The sequence below is a fragment of the Plantactinospora sp. BC1 genome, assembly GCF_003030345.1.
Taxonomy (GTDB): domain Bacteria; phylum Actinomycetota; class Actinomycetes; order Mycobacteriales; family Micromonosporaceae; genus Plantactinospora.
This window is the reverse complement of the sequence record NZ_CP028158.1, coordinates 1,751,808-1,763,597: the sequence shown is the minus strand read 5'-3', so window position 1 is coordinate 1,763,597 and position 11,790 is coordinate 1,751,808. Positions and strand designations below refer to the sequence as shown.

General features: G+C 71.0%; 12 protein-coding genes. 4 read left to right on the top strand and 8 right to left on the bottom strand.

The window, feature by feature from the left end; genetic code table 11:
* Window positions 1-187: 187 nt before the first annotated feature.
* The 3 genes from C6361_RS07500 to C6361_RS36890 all read right to left on the bottom strand — a co-directional run bounded on the left by C6361_RS07500 (window position 188) and on the right by C6361_RS36890 (window position 2,628).
* Window positions 188-1,441, bottom strand: a complete 1,254-nt coding sequence (locus C6361_RS07500; RefSeq protein WP_107267243.1) for an MFS transporter — start codon at window positions 1,439-1,441, stop codon at window positions 188-190.
* A gap of 74 nt (window positions 1,442-1,515) precedes the next feature.
* The gene (locus tag C6361_RS07495) at window positions 1,516-2,244 is read right to left on the bottom strand and encodes a DUF6766 family protein (protein WP_234359387.1); all 729 of its coding nucleotides are present in this window, start codon (window positions 2,242-2,244) and stop codon (window positions 1,516-1,518) included.
* 156 nt (window positions 2,245-2,400) lie between these two features.
* Window positions 2,401-2,628, bottom strand: coding sequence for a DUF2188 domain-containing protein (locus C6361_RS36890; protein WP_159079226.1), 228 nt, complete (start codon window positions 2,626-2,628; stop codon window positions 2,401-2,403).
* 169 nt (window positions 2,629-2,797) lie between these two features.
* Here C6361_RS36890 and C6361_RS07485 point away from each other — a divergent pair, with 169 nt between their 5' ends.
* Window positions 2,798-3,775 (top strand): DNA topoisomerase IB, encoded by a 978-nt coding sequence (locus C6361_RS07485; protein WP_107267241.1) that lies wholly within the window; start codon window positions 2,798-2,800, stop codon window positions 3,773-3,775.
* A gap of 46 nt (window positions 3,776-3,821) precedes the next feature.
* On the opposite strand, the gene C6361_RS07480 is transcribed toward C6361_RS07485, so the two are convergent.
* The 5 genes from C6361_RS07480 to C6361_RS07460 form a co-directional block, all read right to left on the bottom strand.
* Entirely contained in the window at window positions 3,822-4,511 is a 690-nt protein-coding gene (locus C6361_RS07480) for a DUF3618 domain-containing protein (RefSeq protein WP_107267240.1), read from the bottom strand.
* Window positions 4,508-4,951, bottom strand: coding sequence for a phage holin family protein (locus C6361_RS07475; RefSeq protein ID WP_199853284.1), 444 nt, complete (start codon window positions 4,949-4,951; stop codon window positions 4,508-4,510). The genes C6361_RS07480 and C6361_RS07475 overlap by 4 nt, the downstream gene beginning before the upstream one ends.
* On the bottom strand, window positions 4,948-5,634 hold the full coding sequence (locus tag C6361_RS07470) for a hypothetical protein (RefSeq protein WP_107267239.1): 687 nt from the start codon (window positions 5,632-5,634) through the stop codon (window positions 4,948-4,950). Before C6361_RS07470 ends, C6361_RS07475 begins: the two co-directional genes overlap by 4 nt.
* Window positions 5,635-5,996: 362 nt before the next feature.
* On the bottom strand, window positions 5,997-6,797 hold the full coding sequence (locus C6361_RS07465) for an SDR family oxidoreductase (protein WP_107267238.1): 801 nt from the start codon (window positions 6,795-6,797) through the stop codon (window positions 5,997-5,999).
* Between the two features lie 222 nt (window positions 6,798-7,019).
* Window positions 7,020-8,204, bottom strand: a complete 1,185-nt coding sequence (locus C6361_RS07460) for a zinc-dependent alcohol dehydrogenase (RefSeq protein ID WP_107267237.1) — start codon at window positions 8,202-8,204, stop codon at window positions 7,020-7,022.
* 295 nt (window positions 8,205-8,499) lie between these two features.
* Here C6361_RS07460 and C6361_RS07455 point away from each other — a divergent pair, with 295 nt between their 5' ends.
* From C6361_RS07455 to C6361_RS07445, 3 genes are read left to right on the top strand one after another with little or no spacing between them, the layout of a single operon-like run.
* Window positions 8,500-9,843 (top strand): extracellular solute-binding protein, encoded by a 1,344-nt coding sequence (locus C6361_RS07455; RefSeq protein ID WP_107267236.1) that lies wholly within the window; start codon window positions 8,500-8,502, stop codon window positions 9,841-9,843.
* Window positions 9,844-9,850: 7 nt separating this feature from the next.
* Window positions 9,851-10,825 (top strand): carbohydrate ABC transporter permease, encoded by a 975-nt coding sequence (locus C6361_RS07450; RefSeq protein ID WP_199853283.1) that lies wholly within the window; start codon window positions 9,851-9,853, stop codon window positions 10,823-10,825.
* The gene (locus C6361_RS07445) at window positions 10,822-11,757 is read left to right on the top strand and encodes a carbohydrate ABC transporter permease (RefSeq protein ID WP_107267235.1); all 936 of its coding nucleotides are present in this window, start codon (window positions 10,822-10,824) and stop codon (window positions 11,755-11,757) included. Before C6361_RS07450 ends, C6361_RS07445 begins: the two co-directional genes overlap by 4 nt.
* The last annotated feature ends 33 nt before the right edge of the window (window positions 11,758-11,790 follow it).

Below are 11,790 nucleotides of genomic sequence, written 5' to 3'. Positions count from 1 at the left end.
CGGTAGACCCACGATCAACTCGCCACGGGACGGCTGCCCCCGGCAGTGATCACCCTGCTGCCTGGCGGCTGGCGGCGCCATGTCGTACGCACCGAACAGTACGCACCCCTGTTTGTAGGAACCTAACAAAAGCTTTTGGCTGTCTCCACCCCCTGATGGCCGGCACTGCCACCGGTCCGGTCGACCGTCAGCCGGACTCGACACCCGCGCGCGGGGTTGCCCGAGCCGCAGCCAGGGGTGCCTCGGCGGACGGGCTGGGACCGGAGACGCGGCGCAGCCCGCGTACCGCCGGAGCGAGCAGCAGGGCGACGCAGCCGAGTACGCCGACCGCGACCGAGGTCGCGAGCACCCGTTCGGCACCGACCAGACCGGCCGCCGGACCGGAGAGCGCCTGACCGATCGGCAGGCTTCCGTTCGAGCCCAGCACCTCGTACGAGGTGACCCGGTTGAGCAGCTGGGGCGGTATGTGGGTCTGCACGCTGGTCTGCCACATGATCGACCAGAAGGCCCAGGCCAGGCCGTTGACGGTCGCCGCGGCCATCAGCACCGTCAGCGGGGCGTGCAGGGCGATCGCCAGCGGCAGCAGCCCGTAGCCGAACATCATCACCGCACCGGCGGCCAGCGGCCGGTGCGGCTTGACGCGCAGCGCACCGAGCCCGCCGAGGATGGTGCCGACGGCGACGGCCGACTGGACCCAGCCGTACGCCGGGGCGCCCAGGCGCTGGCTGATCAGCACCGCGCCGAGCGGGATCAGCGGGCCGAACAGCACGATCCCGTAAACCGCCCAGATCAGGATCACGTTCCACATCCAGGTACGGGACCGGAACTCCCGCCAGCCGTCGGCGAGGTCGCGCAGCATGGAGCCGCCGGTGCCGGCCACCGGAAGCCGGCCCAGACGCAGCCCGGCGAGGCAGGCGGCGCTGACGGCGAAGGCGCCGACCGCGACGGTGAAGACCGGACCCGCGCCCAGAAAGCCGAAGAGCAGGCCGGCGGTTGCCGGGCCGAGCATCTCGGCGAGCGAGTTGGCGACCTTGATGGTGGAGTTCGCCCGTTGCAGGTCGGTGGCGACGATCGGCACCATGCTGTTCACGCCCGGCTGGAACATCGCGGCGGCGGCCCCACTGACCGCCCAACAGAGCAGGAGCAGCCACAGTGGCGGCGTGCCGAGGAAGAACGCGGCGGCCACGACGGCCTGGGCGAGCATCCGGGTCAGGTCGGCGCCGACCATCAGCGGGCGGGCGCTGAACCGGTCGGCGAGTACGCCGCCGAAGAGGATGCAGCCGAGGAACGGGATCATCCAGGCGGCGAGCACGAATCCGACGCCACTCGCGCCGTAGATCCCTCCGATCGCCAATCCGGCGCCGACCACGAGCATCGCGTCGCCGAAGAGCGAGACCGCCCGGGCCACCAGATAGTACGAGAAATTGCGGGTCCACAACACGTGTCGAGCGAATCATGACACCCGTGGCTGCGCCATCGGAGAGGATGTCGGCTCCGATCGGGACCGCCGGGCTGTCACGTCCCGGTTTCGTGGTGCGGGGTGTTGACCGGCTTCGACTCCGGCGAGCCGTGCTGGCGCAGGAAGACACTGAGCACTATCAGTGTGCCGACGGCGAGGAACTCGCTCTGCCAGTTCTGCATCGACTGGAACCAGAATTCGCTGCTGCCGAGGAACTGCCACGCCGTGACGGGCGACGCACCGGAGTCCAGCATCTGCTGTTCGTTGTACTCGGCGGTGCCGCCGAGCAGGTGCAGCACGAAGGAGGCGCCGAAGAGCAGGAAGAGCGCGATGGAGAGGCTGTTGCGGTAGAGCGCCAGCACCAGGCCACCGGCGCGTACCGGCCAGGGCGAGTTCGACTTCGCCTTCGTCGGATTGTCGCCGGGCCGGTCCTGGTCGGGGTCGGGCTTGGACTCGGCAGAACCCCGCTGCACCAGATAGACCGTGAGCAGCACGTACGCGCCCATCTGGAGGAACTCCGATTCCCAGTTCTCGAAGACCGCCTCGGCGAAGTGCCCGGTACCCAGGTAGCCGAGATAGCCCTCGGGCCGCAGACCGGCCTGGACCAGATCGTCGTTGCGGGTCTGCCAGCCGAAGAGGCTCTGCAGCACGAGGAAGAGCAGGAACGCGCCGAACATCGTCACGGCTAACCCGTTGTTCCGCAGCCAGCGACGGAACCGGCGGACCGGCTGCGCGCCCGCGGGGCGTGCTCCGGGCCGCCCCGGTGCGAGGGTCTGCTGTCCCATGCCGGGACCTCCTTTCCCCGGAGGTGCACTTCCCGGGTCGGGGGAAATCCCTCCTACCCGGGCGATGCTTCCCGGCCCAGGTTCGCGGAAAACCTGGTCACGGCGTGTCGTGGCCGAACGAACAGAATGGAGGTTGCCGGCGGCGGGCAGACGAAATCAGCGCCCGAGCGGCGGAAGGGGGTCGTGCTGGTAGGTGTGTTCCATTTCCACCTGCCCGAAGGGCCGGTGTACGACGAGCCGGCTCGGCGGATTCGCCCGGGCCACCCTGCGACCGGCGACGATCGCGTTTTCCTTGCTGCCGTAGCGCCCGACGACGGCCGAGTCGCGTTCCACCTTCCAGCAGTCGATTTCGGGGATCACGTGGTATTGCGCCCGGTCGGGCATTCTGCGCCTCCTGTCTGCTTCTCGGATAGGAGCTACCCAGGAGGCGGCAGGGGAAACCGGAAATCCATTCTGATGGATGTGGTTCCGTTCCGATCGGCGGTCCCGACCGACCTGGCGTGCCCGAGTGGGTCCGGGGGTAGAACAGCAGGCATGGCAGCGATGGTGAGACATGAAGCTACGTCGCGCTGACCTGGGCGCGCCCGGTTACGGCCGCCGTCGACGGGGACGCGGGGTGACGTTTCTCGACTCCGAGGGGCGGACCGTCACCGACCCGGCGCAGCTGCGCCGGCTGCGGGGACTCGCCATTCCGCCGGCCTGGCGGGAGGTGTGGATCTCACCCGACCCCCGGGGCCACATCCAGGCCACCGGGATCGACGAGGCCGGCCGCAAGCAGTACCTCTACCACCCGGTGTGGCGGGAGCGGCGGGACCGGGAGAAGTTCGCGCACGTCCTCGAGGTGGCCGGACACCTCGGCCAGCTCCGCAAGCAGGTCGACCACGATCTGCGCGAGCGCGGCCTGACCCGGCCACGGGTGCTGGCCACCGTCGCCCGCCTGCTCGACCTCGGAATGTTCCGGATCGGCGGCGACCAGTACGCCGCCGGGGAGGCACCGACGTTCGGCGTCGCCACACTCCGGCCGGAGCACGCCCGGGGGTCCGGCGGCTGCGTCGTGCTGGAGTTCCCGGCCAAGGGCGGGGTGAAGCAGAGCCGACGGGTGACCGATCCGGAGGTCTGCCAGGTGCTCCGCAACCTGCGGCGGCGGCGCCGGGGCCGGGAGCGGCTCTTCGGCTACTGGGAGCGGCGGCGCTGGTGGGACGTACGCGCCGAGGACGTCAACGACTACCTCCGCGAGGCCAGCGGTACCGACATGACGGCGAAGGACTTCCGTACCTGGCACGCCACCGTACTCGCGGCCACCCGGCTCTGCGCGGCCGGACCGCGCAACTCCGAGGCGAAGCGACGACGGGTGGTGGCCGGGGTGATGCGGGAGGTGTCCGAGCTGCTCGGCAACACCCCGGCGGTGGCCCGGGCGTCGTACGTCGACCCCCGGCTGCTCGATCTCTATCGGGACAGTCGGCTCGGGCCCCTCGAAGGGGCGTCCGGCCAGGCGGCCGAGCAGGCGGTGCTCGCCCTGCTCGGCGACTGACCCGACACCCCGGCACGGCGGCCCGGCGCGGGGTACGCCGACGCGGTCAGCGCCGACGTACCTCGCCCATCGTCTCCTGGGTCTGCCCGCGCAGATCCTCCGCCGAGGAGCGCGCCTGGTCCCGCATCTCGCCCGCGTGCTGGCCGGCGCGCGAACGGACCGACTCGACGGCCTGTTGGGCCGGTCCCCGCAGGTTCTGCTGTGCCTGCTGGGCGATGCCGCCGGCCTGCTGCTTGATCTGGTCGGAATGTTCGACGACCTCGTCGCGGAGCTTGCCGACCGCCCGCCGTTCCGCCGAACTCGCCGGCAGCAGCGCGGAGGCGAGCACACCGAGCCCGAACGCGACGAGCCCGGCGGCCAGCGGGTGCCCTTCGGGCATCTTCCGGGTCTGCTGCCCGAACTCCTGGATCCGGTGGCCGGCCGAGGAGATCCCCGCCTGCGACGTCTCCCGGGCCCGCTGCATGCCGCCGCGCGCCTGCTGGGCACCCTCCCGGGTCCGATCGACCGCGCCGGCCATGTCCTGGCGGGCGTGCTCGGCGGTACCCATCACGGACTCCCGCACCCGCTGCCAGGCGTTTCGGGCCCGGCCGGCCTGGTGCTGCGCCATGTTGCGCGGGTTCACCCGGTCGCCGATGTTGCGCGGGTTCATCCGGTCGCCGAGCGCGCTCAGGTTCTCGCCCAGGCGATCCTGGGTGCGGTCGACGTCGGCCCGCATCGAGCCTGGGTCCGTACTCATCCTTGTCCCCCCGATCGATGGTGTGTCCCGTCACGCATGGCGGAAGGCATCCGCCGGATCGACTCGGACGTCTGCGGCAGTGGCCGGAGACTGCGCGCCTGGCGCCTGGCCACCGCGACGAGGACGGCGGCGATCACTGCCCACACTCCGGCGACGACCAGTGCCGCCCAGCCCTGGTCCATCACGTTCGACAACCCCCACCAGAGGGCGTACGACAGGAACAGCAGCACCATCAGCGCGCCCAGTGCGGCGCCGCCGAACATCCCGGCGGCCTTTCCGGCGGTGCGCGCCTCCTGCCGCAGCTCCAGTTTCGCCAACTGGATCTCCTGGCGGACCAGGGTCGACGTGTCGCGGGTGACGGCGCCGAGCAGCTCGCCGATCGAGGCGCGGGTGGGGTCCTGCTCCCGGTCCGCGCCGAGACCACCCGCCGAGACGCTCACCGCCGTACCTCGGTGGCTCGTCCGTCACCGGACCCGCCGCGCTGCCCCGCCTCCGGGTTGCCGTGCGGCTGCCCGGCCTGCGACGGGCCGGTCATCCCGGCCGGCCGTCCGAGCATCCCCGCGTCGGGATGGCCGGCTTCGGTCTGCCGTCCGTCCGGATGGGGCTCGGATCCGCCGCCGCCCTGCAACGCGTCGCGGGTCCGAGTCAGCCGGCCGGCGAGTACACCGGCGACGGCGGCCCCGGCGAGGAAGAGTCCCGGGTTGCGGCGGGCGTAGTCGCGCACGTCGTTGAGTACCGTTCCGGGTTCCCGCTGGTCGAGCCACTGCGCCGCCCGCTGGACCCGGTCGGCCGCCTGCTGGACCAGGTCCTTGCCGACCCCCTGCTGTTCGCTGCGTTCGGACATCGCCCGCAGTTCGTCGCCGAGCGCCCGCAGACCGGACGCCGCGCGATGCTGCTGAGCGCTGGCCTGCTCTTTGAGCTGGGCCGACGCCTGCCCCATCAGCTCGTTGGCCTGCCGTCCCGCCTCGGCGGCGACGTCCCGGCCCCGATCGGCGGCGTTGTGCGCCAGACCGCCTCCGGTCTGTGCCAACCGCTGTCCGGTCTCGGTGGCGCCATGCCGCGCAACCTGGGTCTTCGACCGGTGACCGTCACCGGTCGGGTCGGCATTACTGTGCTGTGTCATATCCGCCCCCAGCTTCGCCCGCGGTGTCGGCGGCCGGTTACCCCGCCGATCGGCTGATATACCGACTGCTACCGACCTTTCGCGCCCCGTGACCAGGGGCGACAGTGATAGTCGACGCGATCACACCGGTCATCCGTTCTGTCCCGAACGGCTCGTGGGCGGCGGTATGTGGAGTGGAGTCGAGGACAGTGCCGCTGGCCGGACCAGCGCCGCCAGGCGGCTCAGGCCGCCGGGCGGCCCGGTGGCCCGGTGGCCCGGTCGGTTCGGCCGGTCCCGCCGGGCGGCTCGTGGCCCGGCCAGGTCGGTTCGGCCGGGCGGCTCGGTGGCCCGGTTCGGTGGGTTCGGTCGGTTCGGCCGGCGGCTCAGTCGCCGGCCGAACCGGGACGGGAGAGCCTGGAGTGCAGCTCCGCCTTGACCCGCTCGGGGAGCAACTTGGCCGCGCCGGCGAGCAGCCGGTTGTGCACCGAACCGGCGACCACGTGGTCCTTGCCCGCCATCATCGCCTCGAAGCCGTGCCGGGCCACCTCGGCCGGGTCGTCCTTCGGGCCGGCACCGAGCCTGGTGTCGCGCATGTCGGCACGATCGAAGAAGTCGGTCTCGGTGGCGCCCGGCATCAGCGCGGTCACGGTGACCCCGGAGTCCTCGAGTTCGTTGCGCAGCGCCTCCGCGAAGGAGAGCAGGAACGCCTTGGAGGCGGCGTACCCGGCCTCGAAGGGCCCCGGCTGGGTGGCCGCGATCGACGAGGTGAACATGACCCGTCCGGCGCCCCGGGCGACCATCTGCGGTATCCCGAGCTTGGCCAGGTGCACCGACGACCGTACGTTGAGGTCGATCAGCCGCAGCTCGTCGGCGAGGTCCGTCTCGGCGAACCGTCCGTTGACGCCGATACCGGCGTTGATCACCAAGGCGTCGAGGGGGCGACCCGTCGCGAGAACCCGGTCGTACGCCCGCTGCACGCCGTCGGGCGTCGCCAGGTCGGCCTGTACGGCCTCGACCGTGGCGCCGAGCGCCTCGACGTCCCGGGCGGCCTGGCCGATGCGGTCGTCCTCGGCGACGACGACCAGGTCGAAGCCGTTCCGGGCGAACTCCTTCGCCAACTCGTAGCCGATACCGCTGGACGCGCCGGTGACCAGCGCGAGCGGCCGGCCTGAGGTGTCGGTCATGTCGGTGCTCCCTGCTGGTCTGCGGAACGATCCGGTCTGCGGAACGATCCAGTCTGCGGAACGGTTCGGTCTGACGAACGGTTCGCCGAGACGGTCGGCGCCGGCCGCGCAGCCCGCCGCGAGTCGGTCGGGTCGGATGATGCCCCGCCGGCCCCGCGCTAAACCGTCAGCCGTACCGACGGCTGCGGGACCGGCGTCGCCACGGGGCCGGCACCGACCTCGCTACGGGTTCAGCACCACCTTGATGCAGCCGTCCGTCTTCTTCTGGAACATCTCGTAGCCCTCGGGCGCGCGCTGCAACGGCAGCCGATGGGTACGCAGGTCCTGCACGCCGAGCGGATCGTCCTCCTCGGCCAGCAGCGGCATGATCTCGTCGGTCCAGCGCCGTACGTGTGCCTGCCCCATCCGCAGTTGGACGCCACGGTCGAACATCTCCATCAACGGCATCGGGTCGAGTTCCCCGCCGTAGACGCCGGAGAGGGAGACGGTGCCGCCCCGGCGTACCGACTTGACCGCGGCGTGCAGCACGCTGAGCCGATCCACCCCGAACCGGTCGGTCATCGACCGCGCCACCGCGTCCGGCAGCATCCCCACGGTGGTCTGGGCGAGTTTGCCCCACGGGGAGCCGTGCGACTCCATCCCGACCGCGTCGATCACCGCGTCCGGGCCCCGGCCGTCGACCAGGTCGAGGAGGGCGCCCGGCACGTCGTCGAGATCGGTGACGTCCACGGTCTCCACGCCGTGCCGCCGGGCCATCGCCAGCCGCTCCGGCACGAGGTCGAGCCCGATCACCCGGGCGGCACCGAGATGGCGGCCGACCCGGGCGCAGAGTTGCCCGACCGGTCCGAGCCCGAAGACGGCGAGCGTGCCGCCCGGTGGTACGTCGGCGTACCGTACCGCCTGCCACGCCGTGGGCAGGATGTCGGAGAGGTACAGGTACCGCTCGTCGGCTCCGGTCGCCGGCACCTTGACCGGGCCGAACTGCGCGTGCGGAACCCGCAGGTACTCGGCCTGGCCGCCCGGTACCGAGCCGTAGAGGGAGGTGTAGCCGAACAGCGCCGCACCCTTGCCCTCGGACCGGACCTGGGTCGTCTCGCACTGGGCGTAGAGCTGGCGCTGGCACATCCAGCACGAGCCGCAGGAGATGTTGAAGGGTACGACCACCCGGTCACCGGGACGGAGCCGGTCCACCGCCGAGCCGACCTCCTCGACGATCCCCATCGCCTCGTGGCCCAGGATGTCGCCCGGTTTCAGGTAGGCGCCGAGCACCTCGTAGAGGTGCAGGTCGGAACCGCAGATGGCGGTCGAGGTGACCCGGATGACCGCGTCGGTCGGTTCCTCGATCCGTGGGTCCGGCACCTCCGCCACCCGCACGTCGCGCTTGCCCTGCCATGTCAACGCCTTCACCGTGTCCGCCTCCCGTCGACAGTGGGGATGGTGGAACTGCTACCCGGGTGTCGGCTGCGTCAACCAACGTAGACCGTCCACGCTGGCGCCGGGTGACACCCGAGCGGTCGACTCCGCACGGTCATGGCACGTCGCCGTGAGTCACCGGTGGCCGTGCCCGTCGCGGCTCCGCCGACGGCAGATGGTGCAGATCACGCGGTATGAACCGGTCGAGCGTTTCAACCGGACGGCCGAGTGGAAGTAGTGACCCGCCGTGTTGCCCGGGGCGGCCGGGAGACGCGGGGGAGGGGGCATCATGCGGAGACATTCGGGCCTGGCGGCGACGTTGGCGCTGCTCCTCGGGCTCACCGGTTGCGGCGGGGTCGGTGGCGGCGGTGGCGGCGGCGGCACCGGCGGATCCGGCCGGCTCAGCACCCTCGGCTTCAGCCTCTCGGACGAGATCGCGACCAGCCGGGTCGACGCCTTCAAGCAGGCCCACCCGGAGATCAGCGTGGAGATCACCGAGGGTGGTTTCGACGAGCAGCAGTTCCTCTCGGCGGTCGCCGACGGCAACCCGCCGGATCTCGTCTATCTGGACCGGAAGCTCATCGGCAGCTACGCCACCCGGGGCGCGGTCACCCCGCTCACCGACTGTGTGCGCGAGCACGGCATCGACGTCGACCAGTACCGGCCGGTGGCGCGCGAGCAGGTCACCCTGGACGGTGTCCTCTACGGCATCCCCGAGTTCTACAGCGTCCGCGTCGTCTACCTGGACGAGGCCGTACTCCGGCAGGCCGGAGTCACCCCCGACCAGGTCGACCTGGCGAACTGGGCCGGGCTGCCGGCCCTGACCGACCGACTGGCCAGGGTCTCGAACGGCCGCCTCAGCCGGATCGGCATCGACCCGAAGATCCCCGAGTTCCTGCCGCTCTGGGCCAAGGCCAACGGAGCCGACCTGCTCTCCGCCGACGGGCGGACCGCCCGACTCGACGACCCGAAGGTGCTGGAGGCGTTGCAGACCACCTACGGCCTGCTCCAGCGGCAGGCCGGCTGGGACAGGTTCAAGGGCTTCCGGGACACCTTCGACTTCTTCGGCGCCGACAGCCCGCTGGCCCGGCACCAGATCGGGGTCTGGCCGATGGAGGACTGGTTCCTCAACCAGGTGGCCAAGAACACCCCGGACGCGCAACTGGTCGTCAAGCCCTTCGTCGACCGGCAGGGCAACCCGCTCACCCTGGTCAGCGGTCAGTCCTGGGCGATCCCGAAGGGCGCGAAGAACCCCGAGGCCGCCTGCGAGTTCGCCAAGCAGATGACCGCGACCGAGACCTGGGTGGCGGCGGCGAAGGCGCGGGTCACCGCCCGGCAGGCGAGCGGGGCGCCCTTCACCGGCCTCTACACCGGCAACGCGGAGGCGGACCGCCGGATCATGTCGGAGATTTACCGGCCCAGCGGCAACCCCCGGTTCGACAACGCCGTACAGACGATCCTCTCGGTGCAGGAGCACGCCTTCACCATCCCGGCGTCCCGGGCCGGCGCCGAGTTCGACAAGACCTGGATGGACGCGGTCAACCGGGTCCTGTCGGGGCAGAGCGAGCCGGCCGAGGCGCTGCGCCGGGCGCAGTCCGAGGCGACCGCCGCGCTGGACCGGGCCGCGAAGTAGGCCGACGATGGCGACCACCACCGTCGAGGTTCCCGCGGCCGAGCGGGCCGCCGGGACCCGGCGACGCCGCCGGATGAAGCCGCTGGCCCGGCACGAGATGCGCTGGGCGTACGTCTTCATCGCGCCCTGGCTGGTCGGCCTCCTCGTCTTCCAGGCCGGCCCGATGCTGGCCAGCCTCTGGCTCAGCCTGACCGAGTACGACGTGGTCAGCGCGCCGACCTGGACCGGGCTGGACAACTACCGGCGGATCGCCGACGACCCGATGGTGCTGCGCAGTCTCACCAACACGCTGTACTACACCGTGCTGCACGTGCCGCTCACGATGGCGGTCTCGCTCGGGCTGGCGATGCTGCTGCTGCGGGTGGGCCGGTTGCAGGGCTTCTTCCGTACCGTCTTCTACCTGCCGGTGATGACCCCGGCGGTGGCGATCGGGGTGCTCTTCCTGCTGCTGCTCAACACCCAGGACGGGCTCGTCAACCGGGGCCTGGCGGCGGTCGGCGTCGACGGCCCGGCCTGGACCACCGACCCGGACTGGGTGATGCCGGGGATCGTCCTGATGAGCCTCTGGAGCCTCGGCTCGACCGTGGTGATCTACCTCGCCGCGTTGCAGAACGTGCCGCGCGACCTGTACGAGGCGGCGAACATCGACGGCGCCGGGGCGTGGGCGCGCTTCCGGCACGTGACCGTACCGATGATCTCGGGGTCGCTCTTCTTCACCCTGGTCGTGAACACGATCGCCTCGATCCAGATGTTCACCGAGGTCTACACGATGTACTTCGGGAACCGGGAGACGCAGAACAGGTTCAACTCCGACGCGGCGACGTTCTACGTGATCCGGCTCTTCCAGGAGGCGTTCCAGTTCCTGCACATGGGTTACGCCTCGGCGATGGCCTGGCTGCTCTTCCTGGTGATCCTCGCCATCACGGCCGTGCAGGTACGGCTCTCCCGGCGGTTCGTCTACTACGAGGGGCGGGACCGATGACCGAGACCGCGGCCCGGACGGGCGACGCCCTCGTCGTACCGCCGGCCGGCCCGGGACCACTGCCCCCGGATCGGGCCGGATCGGCACCGGAGCGGGCGAGCGGCCGTTCCCGGTGGCGCCGGCTGCCGTTCGTGCTGGCGCTGGTCGGCGCGGCGCTGCTCTTCCTGCTCCCGTTCGCCTGGCTCGTCACCGCCTCGCTGCGCCCCCGCGAGTACATCTTCTCCACCGGCTTCCTGCCCGTGCCCTTCGCCCCGGAGAACTACGCCGAGGCGTGGTCGGCGATACCGCTGCTGAGCTGGCTCTTCAACAGCCTGGTGGTCGGCGTCGCCGCCGCGGCGGCGGTCACCGTCTCCAGTGCCTGGATCGCGTTCGGCTTCGCCTACTTCCGGTTCCCCGGCCGGAACCTGCTCTTCGGCCTGGTCCTCGCCACCATGATGCTGCCGTTCGCGGTCACCATGATCCCGACGTACCTGATCTGGTCGGAACTGCGCCTCACCGGCACCCAGGTGCCGCTCTGGGCCGGCAACCTCTTCGGGTCGGCGTTCTACATCTTCCTGATCCGGCAGTTCCTGCTCTCGCTGCCCAGGGAGTACTTCGAGGCGGCCCGGGTCGACGGGGCCAGTTATCCGCAACTCTTCTGGCGGCTGGCGTTTCCGTTGATCCGGCCCGCTCTGCTGGTGGCCTTCGTCTTCGAGTTCAAGGCGAGCTGGACCGACCTGATCAAGCCGCTGATCTATCTCCGCGACGAGGAGCTTTACACCCTGCCCCGGGGACTGAAGGTGCTGCTGGACCGGTTCGGGTACGGCGGCGAACAGCAGTGGGAGATCGTCCTCGCCGGCAGCGTCATCGCCACCGTACCGATGATCATTCTGTTCTTCCTGGCCCAGCGGCACTTCGTCGAGGGCATCGCCACCACCGGCCGCAAGGGATGACCACCGGCCGGCACGGCTGGGTCACATCGCCCG